General features: G+C 41.8%; 16 protein-coding genes and 1 pseudogene. 4 read left to right on the forward strand and 13 right to left on the reverse strand.

Features of this window, described 5'->3' with window-relative positions:
* Positions 1-99: 99 nt before the first annotated feature.
* From C0J08_RS13215 to C0J08_RS13225, 3 genes are read left to right on the forward strand one after another with little or no spacing between them, the layout of a single operon-like run.
* Positions 100-1,698, forward strand: a complete 1,599-nt coding sequence (locus C0J08_RS13215; RefSeq protein ID WP_249344284.1) for an ATP-binding protein — start codon at positions 100-102, stop codon at positions 1,696-1,698.
* Positions 1,695-2,378, forward strand: coding sequence for a response regulator (locus C0J08_RS13220; protein WP_212652410.1), 684 nt, complete (start codon positions 1,695-1,697; stop codon positions 2,376-2,378). The genes C0J08_RS13215 and C0J08_RS13220 overlap by 4 nt, the downstream gene beginning before the upstream one ends.
* A gap of 6 nt (positions 2,379-2,384) precedes the next feature.
* Positions 2,385-2,798 carry a nucleoside-diphosphate sugar epimerase/dehydratase gene (locus C0J08_RS13225; RefSeq protein WP_212652411.1) on the forward strand — a complete coding sequence of 138 codons (414 nt, stop codon included), beginning with the start codon at positions 2,385-2,387 and terminating at the stop codon, positions 2,796-2,798.
* A gap of 64 nt (positions 2,799-2,862) precedes the next feature.
* Here C0J08_RS13225 and C0J08_RS13230 read toward each other — a convergent pair whose 3' ends face one another.
* The 11 genes from C0J08_RS13230 to sdhC all read right to left on the reverse strand — a co-directional run bounded on the left by C0J08_RS13230 (position 2,863) and on the right by sdhC (position 15,429).
* Positions 2,863-3,327: a hypothetical protein gene (locus C0J08_RS13230; RefSeq protein ID WP_212652412.1), complete on the reverse strand. Its 465-nt coding sequence runs from the start codon at positions 3,325-3,327 to the stop codon at positions 2,863-2,865.
* A 164-nt stretch (positions 3,328-3,491) separates the two neighbouring features.
* Positions 3,492-3,707 carry a cysteine-rich CWC family protein gene (locus C0J08_RS22885; protein WP_212652413.1) on the reverse strand — a complete coding sequence of 72 codons (216 nt, stop codon included), beginning with the start codon at positions 3,705-3,707 and terminating at the stop codon, positions 3,492-3,494.
* A 77-nt stretch (positions 3,708-3,784) separates the two neighbouring features.
* A complete protein-coding gene (gene sucD, locus C0J08_RS13240; RefSeq protein ID WP_012070484.1) occupies positions 3,785-4,657 on the reverse strand; it encodes a succinate--CoA ligase subunit alpha in 873 nt (290 codons plus the stop codon).
* A gap of 2 nt (positions 4,658-4,659) precedes the next feature.
* The gene (sucC, locus tag C0J08_RS13245) at positions 4,660-5,826 is read right to left on the reverse strand and encodes an ADP-forming succinate--CoA ligase subunit beta (protein ID WP_212652414.1); all 1,167 of its coding nucleotides are present in this window, start codon (positions 5,824-5,826) and stop codon (positions 4,660-4,662) included.
* Positions 5,827-5,913: 87 nt separating this feature from the next.
* Complete coding sequence (lpdA, locus tag C0J08_RS13250; protein ID WP_212652415.1) at positions 5,914-7,353, reverse strand: dihydrolipoyl dehydrogenase; 1,440 nt, start codon at positions 7,351-7,353, stop codon at positions 5,914-5,916.
* 85 nt (positions 7,354-7,438) lie between these two features.
* On the reverse strand, positions 7,439-8,971 hold the full coding sequence (gene odhB / locus C0J08_RS13255) for a 2-oxoglutarate dehydrogenase complex dihydrolipoyllysine-residue succinyltransferase (RefSeq protein WP_212652416.1): 1,533 nt from the start codon (positions 8,969-8,971) through the stop codon (positions 7,439-7,441).
* Positions 8,972-9,004: 33 nt separating this feature from the next.
* Positions 9,005-11,842, reverse strand: a complete 2,838-nt coding sequence (locus C0J08_RS13260) for a 2-oxoglutarate dehydrogenase E1 component (RefSeq protein ID WP_212652417.1) — start codon at positions 11,840-11,842, stop codon at positions 9,005-9,007.
* 375 nt (positions 11,843-12,217) lie between these two features.
* A complete protein-coding gene (locus tag C0J08_RS13265; protein ID WP_212652418.1) occupies positions 12,218-12,922 on the reverse strand; it encodes a succinate dehydrogenase iron-sulfur subunit in 705 nt (234 codons plus the stop codon).
* A 12-nt stretch (positions 12,923-12,934) separates the two neighbouring features.
* Positions 12,935-14,707, reverse strand: coding sequence for a succinate dehydrogenase flavoprotein subunit (gene sdhA, locus C0J08_RS13270; RefSeq protein ID WP_212652419.1), 1,773 nt, complete (start codon positions 14,705-14,707; stop codon positions 12,935-12,937).
* Positions 14,708-14,710: 3 nt separating this feature from the next.
* A complete protein-coding gene (sdhD, locus tag C0J08_RS13275; protein WP_212652420.1) occupies positions 14,711-15,058 on the reverse strand; it encodes a succinate dehydrogenase, hydrophobic membrane anchor protein in 348 nt (115 codons plus the stop codon).
* Positions 15,052-15,429 (reverse strand): succinate dehydrogenase, cytochrome b556 subunit, encoded by a 378-nt coding sequence (gene sdhC, locus C0J08_RS13280; RefSeq protein ID WP_212652421.1) that lies wholly within the window; start codon positions 15,427-15,429, stop codon positions 15,052-15,054. The genes sdhD and sdhC overlap by 7 nt, the downstream gene beginning before the upstream one ends.
* Before the next feature lie 571 nt (positions 15,430-16,000).
* Between sdhC and gltA the strand changes: the two genes are divergently transcribed.
* Positions 16,001-17,281, forward strand: a complete 1,281-nt coding sequence (gltA, locus tag C0J08_RS13285; protein ID WP_212652422.1) for a citrate synthase — start codon at positions 16,001-16,003, stop codon at positions 17,279-17,281.
* Between the two features lie 74 nt (positions 17,282-17,355).
* Here the strand turns inward: gltA and C0J08_RS22890 are convergent.
* Both C0J08_RS22890 and C0J08_RS22895 read right to left on the reverse strand, forming a co-directional pair.
* Positions 17,356-17,577, reverse strand: a pseudogene (locus C0J08_RS22890) (transposase); the annotation flags it as partial.
* Positions 17,578-17,622: 45 nt separating this feature from the next.
* Positions 17,623-17,813, reverse strand: a 191-nt coding sequence (locus C0J08_RS22895; protein WP_212652424.1) for a DDE-type integrase/transposase/recombinase, incomplete at its 5' end; no start/stop codon positions are given.

Consider the following 17,813-nt stretch of genomic DNA (forward strand, 5'->3'; position numbering starts at 1 on the left):
AAAGGGGAAAGTCCATTAAGGCTTTCCCCTTTTGTTTAGCCCCTGCACTGTATGCTGTATAATCACAAGCCATCTTTTTTCATTAATAATGAAGCGCAAATGACACTCAAGTCTTATCTAGCCTTAATCACAATCTCGACTATTACGATTATTGTCTTGGCTGTTGCCATGGTTGTGGGCTATTCCTTGCAAAAGACCTATCTCGATAGCATTAGCCAACGAGGCATAGAATTAGGACGTGTCATCGCCCACAACGAAAAAGTCATCCAAGCGGTTGAGTTAAGCAACCAAGGCAAAACTACCGACATCCAGAACTATATTGAAACACTTCGCAAACAAACGGATGCCTCTTATATTGTCGTTGTAAATAAAAACTCAATTCGCTTAAGCCACCCGAAACCAGAAAGAGTTGGACAGCATTTTGTCGGTGATGATATTGACCAAGCACTAAACGAAGGCAAAGATTACACAAAAGTTGCCGTTGGCACGCTTGGCAAAGCCATCCGAAATTCCGTTGCCATCAAAAAAAATGGCCGCATTATTGGCGCGATTAGTATTGGATATTTGTCCCAACCTACCAGCGAACTCATTTTCAAGCACTTACAAGAAGCTGGATTACTCGTCGGCTTTGTTTACCTACTCGGCGTAATCATTGCTGGCTTTTTAATTCTAAAACTAAAACGGACATTCTTAAGTTTAGAACCTGAAGAAATAGTCAGAAGATTCAAAGAACATGAATTAATTTTAGACAGTATTCGTGACGGCATTGTAGCGATTGACCATGAACAAAACATCACAGCGATAAACAGCATGGCAATTGAATGGTTAACCATGAATGTACTGAGCGCGTCGCAAATAATCAGCAGACCTCTTAGCGAACAATCTCAGAGCCTTTCACACTATGCGTTAGAGGCTCAAGGACAAATTACGCAAAACCGATTCAACCTAGGCAAACTGGAATTTATTGCAACGCTCTACCCCATTAAAGGTAAAAGAGGAAATGTTGGATATGTGATTGTGTTTTTTCCAGACCATGGAGAAAAGTCACTCGAGCAAGAGTTAATAGCCTCAAAAAACTACGCAGATCTATTACGCGCTAAAACTCATGAATATTCAAATCGACTCAATGTACTATCCGGTATGTTACAAGCTGAACGCTATGAAGATGCTATCGAGTTCCTTCAGCAAGAAAGTGATGGCGACCAAGTTGTATTAAGGCGCATCATTAAAACCATAGAAAACAGCGCAGTGGCTGGGCTAATTTTTGCAAAACACAACAAAGCAAAAGACCTTAAAGTAGACATGCTTATAGAAAGTGACTGCCAACTGGGACGATATCCATCTGAAACAAATGACGCTTTGGTAACATTAGTTGGAAACCTGATCGATAACGCTTTACTCGCCGCTTGGTCTAATCGGTTACTTACAACACCGTTTGTTAAGCTATATATTAGTGATCGTAATGCCCATATCATGATACAAATAGAAGACAGTGGCGCCGGCGTCGACAAAGAATTAGAAAGTCGAATCTTAGATTTTGGCGTCAGCAGCAAACACAGTACAGAACAACATGGCATCGGGCTGTATTTGGTCAAAAAAGTTGTCGACCAGTATCACGGCAGCCTTGATTGGGAACGCAGTGACATGAACACCACTGTTTTTAGTATTTATTTAGATAAACGAGCGCTAACAAGATGAATCGAATTCCGGTCATGATAGTGGAAGATGATCTACGTGCTAGCTACGTATTAGAGAACACCATCAACCAACACTCAGATTTTCACGTAATAGCGGCCTGTGAAAGCCTACTAGAAGCCGAGCTAAAAGCCGAAGCTTTTGAGCCTGAACTTATTATGGTCGATATTTCCCTCCCCGATGGCAGCGGTATCAATCTAGTCAAATCCTTAAAGAGCAAAGGCATTAAAGCGGCCTTTATTATGACCACCGCAGAAAGGGAAACTTCCACGATTGAACAAACCATTCAACTTGGCGTTATGGATTATTTAGTCAAACCCATTCGAATGTCTCGGGTGTTGCAGGCATTGGATGATTATTTAGACTTTCGCAAACGATTAACCAAAAATGACAAAATCGACCAACAAGATATCGATGCTCTTTTTAGAAAAAAAGCAGCCCATGATGGCAGCAGAAAAACCCCAAAGGGCATTGATGAAAATACCCTAAATAAGCTGTCTCAACATCTAGATACCATGGATGATTTACCGTTTACTGCAGAAGATATTGGTCAAGCCATCAACTTAAGCCGAATTACTGCAAGACGCTACCTTGAATATTTGGAAGCCCAAGGACGAGTAAGTATGACATTAGATTACAAAACAGGCGGTCGACCGAAACAACGCTATACTAAAACAATTTAGTCGATTATGTTCCTACCAATAACCAGTTTTGCTAAAAGGCTTTTCAAACGTAAAGCCACACCGAAAAAAATTATTGTCATTGGTATAGATTACCTATGTTTCTCCCTATCTAAATCTCTATTAGACAAGAACAAAAACGCAAGGCAGCCTATTGAAATTGCGGCCTTTATTGACGATGAACCATGGAATAATCGCACTCAAGTTATTGGTGTAACTGTATTTTCACCTAGTGAAATATCAGCTCTCGTTAGAAAAAAAAATGTCGCACTGATAGTTCAAATAAAAGGAGAGTCTATCAGCATTGCTGACAATATCTGGGAGGAAATCCACAAAACAAAAGTAAAACAATTAACACTAGAACAAAATCAAGACCTAGCAGCAATGCAAGAAATGGTTTATGAAACCTGTTTAGAAAAATAATAAATATTGGACCTCTACAAAAAGGTTTCACCTTTTTATTGAAAGGCCCAATACTAAATTGAGATTACTGAGCAAGAGCAAGACGTTGGTTAGACATATTCATTGCGGTTTTAAGAGACTGAGTAGATGACATAGCCACCACATTCAATTGATCTGTATAAGTATCTTTTGGCAGTTTAATATCCGTTCGTTGAGCCATGACAGTTTTAAACTTTTCAACATCGATTGAATCTGGCCCATTCTTAATGGAATTCAGCTCATCCTCAGTCAAACTTGCCATACCACCACCAGGCAGATAAATCGCACCAGTAACAAAATCCACACCAAATGCCACGACACCTGGGACAAAAAAGAATAATAAACCTATAGCATCTAATGCAGCTACACCCACGTCAATTTGGCCATTTGTTTGGCCACGGCGCTCTGGATAAAGCAAAGTACCACAGGCTGTGATTTGAGTAATAAGTAGCGCTGCTGCAATACCTCGCGCTAAATGAGAGAAGCCTAAATTTTTCTTTAAAGCAGTCATACTTATTCCTTATCAATAATGGACACGTCTATTACTCTATCTCGAATCACCAACACATTACAAACCAAGCCTTTTTTATTTCACAATACTTTCAAACAAAACAAACACAATTTTATTATTCAGCTCGTTCTAAATAAGCCCATCTATAAACAGCCTGACCGCGATTAATCCACGTATAAAACAAGGTTAAACTCTTTTAAAAAACCATGTCTATCAGCACAATAAAATTCAATGCATTGTCTGCAAATGCACACACACCCTCTTTTCTGCAAAGGAATTAGCGCCAACATATCGTCAGGTACTTTAATATTAAAACACCAACAGGCCTTTACATTATTAAGACTGCAAGCATTATTGTTTAAACAAAATGGACACTTCATTAGCTGCACCTATTCAGACAAAAAAATCCCCGCCGAAGCAGGGATTTTATAACCAGTCACACTTTAGAAAAAACGACTTACCAGCCAGTGATCTCTTTAAGTGCAGAACCGATGTCCGCTAGAGAGCGAACAGTTTTAACGCCAGCGTCTTGTAGAGCTGCGAATTTTTCATCAGCTGTACCTTTACCGCCAGAAATGATCGCACCAGCGTGGCCCATACGCTTACCAGCAGGTGCAGTAACACCAGCAATGTAAGAAACAACAGGTTTAGTCACGTTTGCTTTGATGTATGCCGCCGCTTCTTCTTCAGCAGTACCACCAATTTCACCGATCATAACAATCGCTTCAGTTTGAGGATCGTTTTGGAACATTTCCAATACGTCGATGAAGTTAGTACCTGGGATTGGGTCACCACCGATACCTACACAAGTAGATTGACCGAAGCCAGCATCAGTTGTTTGCTTAACCGCTTCATAAGTCAACGTACCAGAACGCGATACGATACCTACTTTACCTGGCATATGGATGTGACCAGGCATGATACCGATCTTACATTCACCAGGAGTGATAACACCTGGACAGTTAGGACCGATTAGACGCACACCCAACTCATCACACTTAACTTTGCAATCAAGCATATCAAGCGTTGGTACACCTTCAGTGATACAAACGATTAGCTTGATACCAGAGTTAGCAGCTTCAAGAATAGAATCTTTACAAAAAGGAGCTGGAACGTAGATAACAGACGCTTCAGCACCTGTTTGCTCAACCGCTTCTTTCACAGTGTTGAAAACTGGTAGACCTAGGTGAGTTTGGCCACCTTTACCAGGAGTAACACCACCAACCATTTTTGTTCCGTAAGCAATCGCTTGCTCAGAGTGGAACGTACCTTGTCCACCAGTGAAACCCTGACAGATTACTTTAGTATCTTTATTAATTAAAACAGACATTATTATTTGCCCTCCGCAGCTTTAACAACTTGTTCAGCTGCGTCTTTTAGACTTGTTGCAGCGATGATGTCTAGACCAGAGTTAGCTAGAACTTCACGGCCTTTCTCTGCGTTAGTACCTTCAAGACGAACAACAACAGGTACAGTAACACCTACTTGCTCAACAGCACCGATAATACCTTCTGCAATCATATCGCAACGAACGATACCACCGAAGATGTTAACCAATACCGCTTTAACATTGTCATCAGAAAGGATGATTTTAAATGCTTCTGCAACACGCTCTTTTGTCGCACCACCGCCTACGTCTAGGAAGTTAGCAGGTTTGCCACCATGTAGATTAACGATATCCATAGTACCCATTGCTAGGCCGGCACCGTTTACCATGCAGCCAACGTTTCCGTCTAGAGCTACATAGTTAAGTTCCCATTTAGCAGCATGTGCTTCACGCTCATCTTCTTGAGATGGATCGTGGAACTCTTGCATTTTCTTCTGACGGTAAACAGCGTTGCTGTCGATACCAATTTTGCCATCTAGACAGTGAAGGTTACCTTCATCAGTGATAACAAGTGGGTTGATTTCAAGCAGTGCGAAATCATAATCATGGAACATTTGAGACAAACCAAGGAAAACTTTAGTGAATTGCTTGATTTGAGTAGGGTTAAGACCCAATTTAAATGCCAATTCACGAGCTTGGTAAGGCTGTGCACCTACTAGAGGGTCGATAATCGCTTTGTGGATAAGTTCTGGAGTTTCTTCAGCAACTTTCTCGATTTCAACACCGCCTTCAGTAGACGCCATGAAAACAACGCGACGAGTAGAACGGTCAACAACTGCACCTAGGTACAATTCGTTAGCAATGTCAGTGCAAGATTCAACTAGAATCTTAGCAACAGGCTGACCATTTGCATCTGTTTGGTAAGTAACTAGGTTTTTACCCAACCAGTTTTGTGTAAACGCTGCAACTTCTTCATAAGAATCAACAAGCTTTACACCGCCCGCTTTACCGCGACCACCAGCGTGAACCTGAGCTTTAACAACCCACTTATCACCACCAATTTTTTTCGCTGCTTCAACTGCCGCTTCTGGCGTGTCTACTGCGTATCCTGTAGATACTGGCAAGCCATATTCAGCAAAAAGCTGTTTAGCTTGATATTCATGTAAGTTCATTTGATTCTTCCGCTCATCTGAATGATTGACATAAGCTCTGTCTATTAAGACAGAAATTGCCGACTCAAAGCCGGCAAATCTAATTAATTAACGCTTTTTACGGTTTGCGATATGAATCGCATGGTTATCCACTGCTAACGCTGCTTCATGAACCGCTTCACTTACTGTTGGGTGAGCAAATACAGTTAAAGCAATATCTTCTGCAGTAGAACCAAATTCCATTGCAATAACAGCCTGTGCGATCAGATCCGCTGCGTGGCCACCGATAATGTGACAACCAAGAATGCGATCAGTCTCTTCACAAGCAATTATCTTAACGAAACCATCAGTGTCATTAGCCGCCATAGCACGGCCAGACGCTGCAAATGGGAATTTACCCACTTTGTATTTAACGCCTTCTGCTTTCAATTCTTGTTCGTTCTTACCAACCCATGCAAGTTCTGGGTGAGTGTAGATAACAGAAGGAATACAGTCATAGTTCATTTGTGCTTTATGGCCAGCAATGATGTCGGCAACCATCACACCTTCTTCTGACGCTTTGTGAGCCAACATAGGACCACGTACGATATCACCAATTGCGTATACACCTGGCACAGATGTACGGCATTGCTCATCAACGAACACAAAACCACGCTCGTCTAATTTCACACCTGAATCTTCTGAAAAACAACCTTGTGTGAATGGCTTACGACCAACAGCAACGATCAACTTATCAAACGTTTGCTTCTGCTCGTTACCATCTTTATCTAGGTAAGTCACTTCAACTTCTTCGCCATTAATTTGGCTACCTGTAACACGGGCACCAAGACGAATATCAAGATTCTGTTTCTTAAAGATCTTAGCTGCTTCTTTAGATAAGTCTTGGTCACACAAGCTCAAGAAAGCATCTTGCGCTTCAAGTACGACTACTTCAGAACCAAGACGAGCCCATACAGAGCCAAGCTCTAAACCAATAACGCCAGCGCCAATTACTCCAAGTCGTTTTGGTACAGAACGAAACTCTAGAGCCCCTTCGTTATCAACGATAATATCATCAGTACGTGGTGCAGGTGGAATATTTACTGGGATAGAACCGGTTGCCAAAATAACATTTTCAGCTTCGATTACAGTAACTTTTCCGTCATGCGCTGTAAATTCAACTTTTTTATTCGCCAGAACTTTACCAAAACCTTCAAAGCTAGTTACACCATTCGCTTTGAATAGACCTGAAATGCCACCAGTCAATTGATCTACGATTTTATCTTTACGATCAACCATAGTATCTACATTCATAGCAACATCATTCATGCTAATACCATGAGCCCCGAAGGCATCTTTTGCCTCATGGTATTTTTGTGAAGAATCTAGCAATGCTTTAGAAGGAATACAGCCAACGTTCAAACAAGTACCGCCAAGGCGGGGCTTGTTGTCTTTGTCTAACCATTTTTCGATACAGGCTGTTTTCAAACCTAACTGAGCAGCTCGGATAGCGGCAACATAACCACCAGGGCCGCCGCCAATTACAACAACATCAAATTTATCAGACATAAGAGTTCCCATTTTCAGTCAGACTGAGAGGTACTAGATAAGCACCTCTCAGTATTAAATTCATACAACAAGTTAGTACGAAAACTTAGATTTCAAGCAAAAGACGAGCTGGGTCTTCAAGCAAGTCTTTGATCGTTACCAAGAATTGTACGGCTTCTTTTCCATCGATCATACGGTGATCATAAGACAAGGCTAAATACATCATAGGCTGAATAACAACCTGCCCATTTACTGCCATAGGACGCTCTTGGATTTTGTGCATTCCCAAGATACCTGTTTGAGGTGGATTAATAATTGGAGTAGATAACAAGGAACCAAAAGTACCACCATTAGTAATAGTAAAAGTACCACCTTGCATGTCTTCCATACCCAATTTGCCATCACGACCACGTAATGCGAAATCCATGATTGCAGACTCGATATCAGCAAGCCCCATTGCTTCAGTATTACGAAGAACAGGCACCATCAAACCACGATCAGTAGAAACAGCAACGCCGATATCTTGGTATCCATGGTAAACCATATCATTACCATCGATTGATGCGTTTACTGCAGGGAAGCGTTTAAGTGCTTCCGTTGCTGCTTTCACAAAGAAAGACATAAAACCAAGCTTAGTGCCATTATGAGCCTTCATAAACTGGTCTTTATACTTTTTACGAAGCTCCATGATTGGACCCATGTTGACTTCGTTATAAGTCGTTAGAAGTGCTGCCGTTTGCTGAGCATCTACCAAACGCTTAGCAATAGTTGCACGAAGACGAGTCATTGGTACGCGTTTCTCAATACGTCCCTCTTCGCCCAACGCTGTAGAAGTTGGTGCTGCTTTAGGAGCGGGCGCTGCTTTGGCTGGAGTAGCGGCAGGAGCCGCGGATTTAGATTTAACAGCCGTTTCAACATCTTCCTTAGTGATACGACCACCTTTACCTGTGCCTTTCACTTGAGAAGCAGTAAGGCCAGCTTCAGAAAGTGCTTTGCGAGCAGCTGGACCAGCAACACTATCTTCATCGCCTTCGACTGAAGAGTCAGAAGCCGTTGACTCAGCTTGCGCAGAATCGGCACCTGATGCGGACGCACCAATAGCAAACTTCGCCAACACTTCCGCACTTTGTACAGTGTCACCTTCGGCTTTATGTATTTCAGCAATGACACCGTCAGCAGGTGCTACCACCTCAAGAACGACTTTATCAGTCTCGATATCAACAATTAGCTCATCACGCTGACACGCTTCACCAACTTGTTTGTGCCAAGTAGCAACCGTTCCTTCAGCAACAGACTCAGGGAAAACTGGCGCTTTCACATCTGATGTCTCTGAAGCAGTGTTAGAACTAGCTGCTGCAGGCGCTGCTTGCTTCTCTTCAGTAGGTTCAGCAGAAGCGCTAGCACCTGATTCAAAAACAGCCAACACTTCATCACTTAATACAGTGTCACCTTCGTTTTTATGAACCTCTTTTAGTACGCCATCAGCAGGCGCAACGACTTCCAAGACAACTTTGTCTGTTTCGATGTCAACAATATGCTCATCACGTGCACAGGCTTCACCTGGCTGTTTGTACCAAGTAGCAACGGTGCCGTCTGCTACGGATTCTGGAAAAGTAGGTGCTTTAATTTCAATGCTCATTTTATACCCTTATCTCTCTGACAGGCTATGGTACTAACCAACTAATGCGTCGTTGACCAGCGCTTCTTGTTCTTCAACATGGATAGACATGTAACCAGCTGCAGGAGCAGCAGACGAAATTCGACCCGCAAAACGGATTTTCAATTCTGGGTACAGTTTTTCCAATACTCGATTCATACGGTGACGATTGGCATGCCAAGCACCTTGGTTTTTCGGTTCTTCTTGACACCAAACCAAACTTTCAACATTTTTGTATTGCTCTAACTCAGACTCAAGGTCTGCGTATGGGAACGGATACAATTGCTCCAAACGAATCACGGCAACATCATCTTTTTCTAGCTCTTCACGACGATTAATCAAGTCGTAATAAACCTTACCGCTACACAGAACAATACGTTTCACTTTGTCTGCAGCGATTGTTTCAGATGATTCTGGCAGAACCGTTTTGAAGCTACCCTCAGCCAAATCTTCTAAAGTTGAAATTGCTTGTTTATGACGTAACAAACTCTTAGGAGACATAATGATAAGCGGACGACGCATTGGACGAATCGCTTGACGGCGAAGAATATGGAAAATTTGTGATGGTGTAGTAGGAACACAAACCTGAATATTATATTCAGCACAAAGCTGCAAGAATCGCTCTAGTCGTGCTGATGAATGCTCAGGACCTTGACCTTCATAACCATGAGGCAACAACATGGTTAGTCCACATAGGCGACCCCATTTGTGCTCACCACTTGTGATAAATTGGTCAATTACAACCTGTGCACCATTTGCAAAGTCACCAAACTGTGCTTCCCAAATAACCAAACCTTTAGGTGAAGTACTAGCGTAGCCATATTCGAAAGCCAACACAGCTTCTTCAGAAAGGTAAGAGTCATAAAGATCTAATGTTGGTTGATCTTCGGACAAATGCTTCAGAGGAATAAACGTACTTCCGTCTTTTTGGCTATGAATGACCGCATGACGATGTGAGAACGTACCACGACCAGAATCCTGACCTGTAATACGAATCGGATAACCTTGCTCAAGCAAAGTAGCAAAAGCCAACGTTTCTGCATACCCCCAGTTTAGAGGCAATGCACCTGCTGTCATTTTGTCACGGTCTTGGTAAATTTTTTGAACTTGACGCTGAATTACAACACCATCAGGAACGGCCGTTAACTTCTTAGCAACATCCTGTAGTTTAGCTAATGGATATGTCGTATCTCCAGCATCAGTCCATTCGACACCTAGATAAGGTTTCCAATCAACAAAAGACCCTGTTTGAGATTCAAGAACCAAACTTTTCGCAACATGGCGACCGTTATCCAAATCTTCACGATTCTCAGCAACCATTTGATCTGATTCTTCTTGTGTAACAACAGATTCAGCTACGAGACGATCTGAGTACAAAGTACGAGTAGTTTTTAATTTACTAATTACATTGTACATTAACGGTTGAGTACCAGAAGGCTCATCAGTCTCATTATGACCACGACGACGGTAACAAACCATGTCAATAACCACATCACGACCAAATTCATAACGGTAATCCAACGCCAACTGAGTAACAAATAACACCGCTTCTGGATCATCACCATTCACGTGAAAGATAGGCGCCTGAATCATTTTAGCGACATCAGTTGCATATTCAGTGGAACGAGAATCTTCTTGACGGTTAGTTGTAAAACCAACCTGGTTGTTGATAACGATATGAACGGTACCACCTGTACGGTAAGCACGAGTTTGAGACATCTGGAATGTCTCCATAACCACACCTTGGCCAGCAAAAGCCGCATCACCATGAATCGAGATAGGTACAACAGTCTTACCTGTTGTATCTTTACGACGATCTTGGCGAGCACGCACCGAGCCTTCCACTACAGGAGAAACGATTTCTAGGTGAGATGGGTTAAAAGATAGAGCGATATGAACTTCGCCGCCCGCTGTCATCACATTAGAAGAGAAACCTTGGTGATATTTAACATCGCCAGAAGTATTGACGAGTTTCTTACCTTCAAACTCATCAAACAAGTCTTTCGGGTTTTTACCTAGCGTATTGACTAAAACGTTTAGACGACCACGGTGAGCCATGCCGATCACAACTTCTTTTGCACCAAGAGCACCAGAACGTTGAATTAGCTCATTCACCATAGGTATTAAACTTTCACCACCCTCAAGACCAAAACGTTTGGCACCTGGGTAACGACTAGCAAGATACTTCTCTAAACCTTCAGCAGCGGTTAAACGCTCAAGTAGGTTTTCACGAGTTTCTTGTGAGTATTCTGGGCGAGAGCGAACAGACTCTACACGTTGCTGAAGCCACGCTTTTTCTTGCGTATCAACAATGTGCATAAATTCATAACCTACGCTACCACAATAGGTTTTTTCTAACTCAGATACAATTTCACTTAATTGCATAGAATCTTTGTTAAAAAACAAAGACCCAACATTAAACTGTGTATCTAAATCGGCACCCGTTAATTGATGATAACCAATATCTAAATCAGCTACTTTTTCTCGCTTTTGTAATCCTAGTGGATCAAGGGTTGCATGTTGATGCCCGCGTACGCGATAGGCATTAATCAGCTGCAATACATTGATTTGTTTCTGCTCATGCTCTGAACTAGCCACCACACCTGAAGATACAGGCATTGAGCGGAACTTATTCTTACCAATTTGTAGAAACTGCTCTTGAATTACAGAATGAGGAAGATCCGTTGATTGCGCTTCACTTACGCGAGGCAATTGATCAAAACATTTACGCCATTCTTCCGACACTGAGTTCGGATCGACGAGGTAGCTTTCAAACAACCCTTCAACATATTCCAAGTTTCCACCTGAAAAGTGAGAGGTGCTCCACAGCAACTCCATTAAACTTTCGTGCATTCTCGATCACCCTTATGTTCGAGCCAGCTACCGGGGTCCCGGTATCAATCTATAAAATTAGATCGATCATTTTATCAGGCCCGTAAGGCTATTAAAGCCTCGATTTTTTGTTTATTTCCAGCTACTTTCGCCCTTTTACGTTTAATACTAAATCACTAAAAGATTTTCATTTATTAAACAAAAACCTCTAAATCCATAAACACTGAGTTAGTGATTTTTCTTAGTGCTTCCCTGCTCGTAAAGATCGAATTTTAAATTCTTTTCTTTATATTCTCTATATTAGAATATGTAAAAATGGCGGCATTGAACAAACCGTCAAGCCGCCTACTTTCTGTGGTCACAAAATATAACGATAACGGACCACTCGGAGCATAATTAAGTCGCTCTCTGTAAAAGCATAGTACGAATATTACCAATCGCCTTAGTTGGGTTTAACCCTTTAGGACAAACATTTACACAATTCATGATACCGTGACAACGGAAAACACTGAATGGATCATCCAAATCACTAAGGCGCTCTTGAGTGGCCGTATCACGGCTGTCAGCCAAGAAACGGTAAGCTTGCAGCAAGCCTGACGGACCTACAAACTTATCAGGATTCCACCAGAATGATGGACAAGCTGTTGAACAACACGCACACAAGATACACTCATAAAGACCATCAAGTTTTTCACGCTCTTCAGGACTTTGCAAACGTTCAATAGCAGGTGCTGGCGTATCATTAAGCAAATATGGACGAATTTTCTCGTATTGCTTATAGAACTGCCCCATATCAACAACAAGGTCACGGACAACAGGCAAACCAGGAAGCGGACGCAATACCAACTTACCGTTTTTAACGGCTTCTGATACCGGCGTGATACAAGCCAAGCCATTTTTACCTGACATATTCATGCCATCAGAGCCGCACACACCTTCTCGGCATGAACGACGATATGAAATACTAGGGTCTTGAGCTTTCAATAAGTTCAAAACATCAAGCACCATTAGGTCTTTACCTGCTGGCAACTCAATTTGATAATCCTGCATATATGGAGCATCGTCCTTCTCAGGATTGTAACGATAAATACTAACTAACATTAATACAACTCCCTAGTATGAACGAATTTTAGGTGGGAAAGCTTCCATCGTTTTCGGTGCGAAATTCACACCACGCTTAGTCACTTTCTTATCAGCTGGGTGGAACAAAGAGTGTTTCAACCAGTTTTCATCATCACGTTCAGTAAAGTCGTTACGAGCATGAGCGCCACGGCTTTCCTTACGATATTCAGCTGGAATAGCTGTAGCTTCAGCCACTTCTAATAAGTTTTCAAGTTCAAGCGCTTCAATACGAGCGGTGTTAAAAGCTTGACTCTTATCTTCAAGGTGCAAGTTCTCAACACGTGTACGAATTTCTTTAAGCTGCTCCAAACCTTTCTGCATTGCTTCACCGTCACGGAATACACCGAAGTAAAGCTGCATCACACGTTGAAGATCAGCACGCACAGCAGCAACACTTTCACCACCTGTTGTACCGTTTAGACGATTCAAACGAACCAAAGCTTTTTCAACATTTGTATCGTCTGCATCCAATGAATCAAAACCTTCATCCAAAGATTTCTTAACATGCAAACCAACAGCACGACCAAATACAACCAAGTCAAGTAGCGAGTTACCACCAAGACGGTTGGCACCATGTACAGATACACATGCCGCTTCACCACAAGCGTATAAACCATCAATAATGACATCTTCGCCCGCTTCGTTTTGCTTCAGCGCTTGGCCACCAATATTCGTTGGAATACCACCCATCATATAGTGACAAGTCGGAATTACTGGAATAGGCTCTTTAACTGGGTCAACGTGAGCAAAAGTACGAGAAAGCTCTAAGATACCTGGAAGACGTTTATTCAACGTTTCTTCACCCAAGTGATCTAGCTTCAACAACACATGATCACCATCAGGACCACAACCACGGCCCTCTAGAATTTCTAGAACCATTGAGCGAGCCACAACGTCGCGACCTGCTAGGTCTTTCGCGTTTGGAGCGTAACGCTCCATAAAGCGCTCACCGTCTTTATTGATTAGGTAACCACCTTCACCACGGCAGCCTTCCGTAACAAGCGTACCAGCACCATAAATACCTGTTGGGTGGAATTGCCACATTTCCATATCTTGCATTGGGAAACCAGCGCGCAACGCCATACCAACACCATCACCAGTATTAATATGAGCATTGGTAGTAGACTGGAAGATACGACCAGCGCCACCTGTTGCAATAACAGTTGCTTTTGCTTTTAGATAAACTGTTTCACCTGTTTCGATACAGATCGCAATAACACCAACAACAGCATCATCGTTATTCTTAACAAGGTCAGTCGCGTACCATTCGTTAAAAAATGTCGTCCCGCCTTTAAGGTTACCTTGATAAAGAGTATGAAGTAGAGCGTGACCAGTACGGTCAGCTGCTGCACACGTACGCGCCGCCTGGCCACCTTTACCAAAATCTTTAGACTGTCCGCCGAATGGACGCTGATAAATACGCCCTTGTTCTGTGCGAGAGAATGGCAACCCCATGTGCTCAAGCTCAAAAACAGCTTGAGGACCAACAGAACACATATACTCAATAGCGTCTTGGTCACCAATGTAGTCTGACCCTTTTACAGTGTCATACATGTGCCAGCGCCAATCATCATTTGGATCATCACTTGCGATCGCACAAGTAATACCACCTTGCGCAGATACTGTATGTGAACGAGTCGGAAATACTTTTGTAACACATGCGGTATTCAAACCAGACTCAGTTAACTGAAGCGCTGCACGCATACCTGCGCCGCCACCACCGATAACAATGGCATCAAAAGAAATAGTACGAATATTTGCCATTATTTATAGCCCCCAAAGAACCTGAACACCCCATACGATGTAAACAAACATTACAAGACCGCATAGAGATTGAAAAAAGAAACGAGCACCAGTTGCTTTAATATAGTCAGTAGATATAGACCACAAGCCAATCCATGAATGCATACCAATAGACAAAAGCACCATCAAGCTAAAGATGCGCATCCATGTCGCTTCAAACAAAGCGCTCCACTGATCGTATGTAAGATCAGGATTAAGCAGCAAGTAACCAATAATAAAAATAGTGTATAACGACAACACAACAGCTGAAACGCGCTGCATCATCCAGTCATATAGGCCTGAACGACCAAAACTTGTGATTTGAGTTACCATATCCACACTCCTGCTAATACAATAAGAACCGCAGCAATCACAATATTTGCGATAGCAGCACTACGTCCGCTTTCTAATTCCTCAAAGTACCCCATATCCATAAACAAGTGTTTAACACCTGCTACGAAGTGGTACATCAGCGCAGAAACAACACCCCAAATAACGAACTTCACTAGAAAGTTAGTTTGCAGTGCATTCACCACCTGATCAAAACCTTCTTGAGATTCTAAAGAAAGATCGAACGCATAAAACAAGAAAGCCAATCCTACAAAAAGGATAATTCCTGTTACACGGTGAAGAATAGACACGATTGCTGTGACGGGCATTGATATTGTTGAAATATCAAGGTTGACTGGTCTTTTTTTATTCACGACTTTTTACACCATTTTTATCGATTGAATGGTCAATCACGACCCAATGTCTATACGTGATCAAAAAACACTCAATTTAAAGATATCTTAATCACGTCATAGGCCTGCTTTGAAAATCTCATCGATTTGCCAACAAATGCTTAAAAGCGACTCTCTTTTATCCACTAGCATCAACAAATCAATGAAATCGTCTGAGGCGCAATTATAGACCAGCGAAAAATACTAAGACAAATAGACTGAACAAGAGGTTTTCAATGGTCACCATTCACCAAATGAATGTAACCATAAGCTGAAACAATAATGGTATAAAATTACAATAAGCTTACAATCAAAAAACCAATAAAAAACCTTTATTTTCAATTAGATAAAAACAAAAAACATCAAACTTGACTTTATCATCTATTGCGTTTTTGTCAGATAATTACAAAATCCCCACCCATTATGTAAATAGAGTGAAAGTGAACAAGATTGATTTTATAGGCCAGAGACAGTATTTTTTGCGCACCTTCTGAGCTAGTTAGTGTCCAAAAAACACAACTAACTCCGAATCAGAATACGAAGGAGACCATAAATGGCTGATAAAAAAGCGATACTCAAAGTGGATGGGATCGATAAATCTATCGAACTTCCTGTTCTTTCAGGTACTTTAGGCACTGATGTTGTAGACGTTCGAGGCTTAGGTGCCAACGGTGTATTCACATACGATCCAGGATTTATGTCTACCGGCTCTTGTGAATCCTCTATTACTTACATAGATGGCGACGCAGGCATCCTTTTGCATCGCGGCTACCCTATAGCCCAACTTGCAGAACATTCAGACTATTTAGAAACATGTTACTTATTACTTTACGGAGAGCTTCCTAGCAAAGCAGAAAAGGAAGAGTTTGAAAAAACCGTTGGCAAGCACACAATGGTCAACCAATCCATGCACAAATTCATTGAAGGCTTTCGAAATGATGCTCACCCAATGGCCATTATGTGTGGTCTAGTTGGAGCACTGTCTGCTTTCTATCAAGATCATATGGATATTAATAACGCCAAACATCGTGAGATTGCAGCGTTCCGCCTAATTTCCAAAATGCCTACTTTAGCTGCAATTTGCTATAAGTATTCTAAAGATCAGCCAGTTATGTATCCACGTAACGACTTATCTTATGCTGAAAATTTTCTATACATGATGTTTGCCACCCCTTGCGAAGAGTACAAAGTCAATCCTGTATTCGCCAAAGCAATGGATCGCATATTCATACTTCATGCAGATCACGAGCAAAACGCATCAACATCTACCGTGCGTTTAGCAGGCTCATCAGGCGCCAACCCATTTGCTTGTATCGCTGCTGGCATCGCCACTCTGTGGGGACCTGCTCATGGCGGTGCAAATGAAGCCGTTCTGACAATGCTGGAAGAAATCGGCGATGTTGAAAACATTGACGAATTTATAGCAAAAGCAAAAGATAAAAATGACCCATTTAGACTGATGGGATTTGGTCATCGTGTTTATAAAAACTTTGATCCACGTGCAAAAGTTATGCGTGAAACATGTGATCAAGTACTGGAAGAATTGGGACAGTCCAACGATCCATTGCTTAAGATTGCTAAACGCCTTGAGCAGATCGCATTAGAAGATCCTTACTTCGTTGAACGTAAGCTCTATCCTAACGTTGATTTCTATTCTGGCATTATCATGAAAGCTATTGGCATCCCAACCAGTATGTTTACTGTGATTTTTGCCATGTCTCGTACAATTGGCTGGATTTCTCATTGGAATGAAATGATCAGTGGGCCTTACAAAATCGGTCGACCTCGTCAGCTTTATGTTGGTCAACCTGAACGCGATTATCCTAGCAAATAGTACCTCCCTATTTCTAAATAATTAGAAGATAAAAAACCGCGATTTGAAGTGACCCCATAAAGTTGGACTCATTTCTAAGCAGCTAGTAAGGTCTGATTTCGATATTCAATCGGACTCAGACCTTTTAGTTTCTGCTTAATTCGTTCGTTGTTATAGTAATCGATGTATTCTTTGATTTGCTCAATAAGGTCATCGGCATTTTTAAACACCTCATTATGGAACATTTCCGTTTTCAGTATACCGAAAAAATTTTCGGCAACCGCATTATCTAAACAATTCCCTTTGCGCGACATGCTCTGTGTTAACCCTTTTTCTCTAAGCTGTTGTTGATATTGTTTATTCTAGTATTGCCAACCTTGGTCTGAGTGAACGATCGGCTTCTCATGCTGACCTAACTTGTTTATCGCACTCTTCAACATATCTGTGACTAAAGATAATTTCACCGATTGGCGTACTTCGTAACTGACTACTTCTCGATTAAAAAGATCTATGATGGGAGACAGGTACACCTTTTGATCTCCCACTTTAAATT

It is taken from the genome of Marinomonas sp. CT5, from assembly GCF_018336975.1.
Classification (GTDB): domain Bacteria; phylum Pseudomonadota; class Gammaproteobacteria; order Pseudomonadales; family Marinomonadaceae; genus Marinomonas.